Raw genomic sequence first — 923 nt, 5'->3', positions numbered from 1 at the left:
AATTCAGTAGATAAACCAGTACCTGATTTATATCTTGATCATAACAATAATATAAATGTTAAATAATAAGAAAATATATAAATTAAAAAGTCATTTCAATAAATGACTTTTTATATTTCTAATGTAATTAATGAAAGTTTTTCATTATTTTTATTAAATAATTGTAAATTATCAATATTAATTTGTTCTTTTACTGGTGGATAGGAAAATATTACACTATTTGATTGTTTTAGAAAATTAACAACTGCAATGTTTGAATAAGATTTTTCATCTTCAATACCATTTTTATATAAATATCAAACATTAAATTCTATTAATTGTAAATATGTATCTCTATCTTTTCCGCTGACTTTTGTTCCAATTGAGGTGCTTTTAATTAATTCTAAGTTTATATCTTTTCCTTCAATAATTTTTTCGTTTGTTTTTTCAATAAAAATATTTATATCATAATTCCCATAACCTCATATTCCCGATATTTCAATTTGATTTAAATTAAATATTTTTTCATGCTTTTGAAAAGTTATTTTAATATTATCTTCAAGTAAACTTTTAATTGTACTTATTCAAACTGCTTTTGAATAAAGTAATCTATATCATTGCGAAAAATAATTTAAATATTCTTCTATTTTGTCATTAGAAACAATTAAATTAGTTAAATATTTGCCATATTCTCCATCAGATAATTTAATTTCCGCAGGAATAAGAGAAGGAATATTATTAGTTTCTAATTCATTTGTTATTGATAATCAATTAAAGTAATTTGCTTCTAATTGATAAATAGGGTTTTCTGAAATATCTTTGTTTTTAACAGTTACTTTAATTTCATCATCATTGTTTATATTATTTTGTTGTTTTAAATTCCAATCTGTAATTTGTCCTGTTTTTGGTGATATAAAAGGTGTGTTTGGTTCATTTGTTCCATC

At 21.0% G+C, this 923-nt stretch carries 1 protein-coding gene; it reads right to left on the bottom strand.

The features are described 5' to 3' along the window. Positions 1–110 precede the first annotated feature (110 nt). Positions 111–923, bottom strand: an 813-nt coding sequence (locus D9R21_RS07770; RefSeq protein ID WP_158614004.1) for a hypothetical protein, incomplete at its 5' end; no start/stop codon positions are given.

Source organism: Spiroplasma endosymbiont of Megaselia nigra (assembly GCF_003987485.1).
Classification (GTDB): domain Bacteria; phylum Bacillota_I; class Bacilli_A; order Mycoplasmatales; family Mycoplasmataceae; genus Spiroplasma.
The sequence above is the reverse complement of the archived record's forward strand: the minus strand, read 5'-3'. Positions and strand labels throughout refer to the sequence as shown.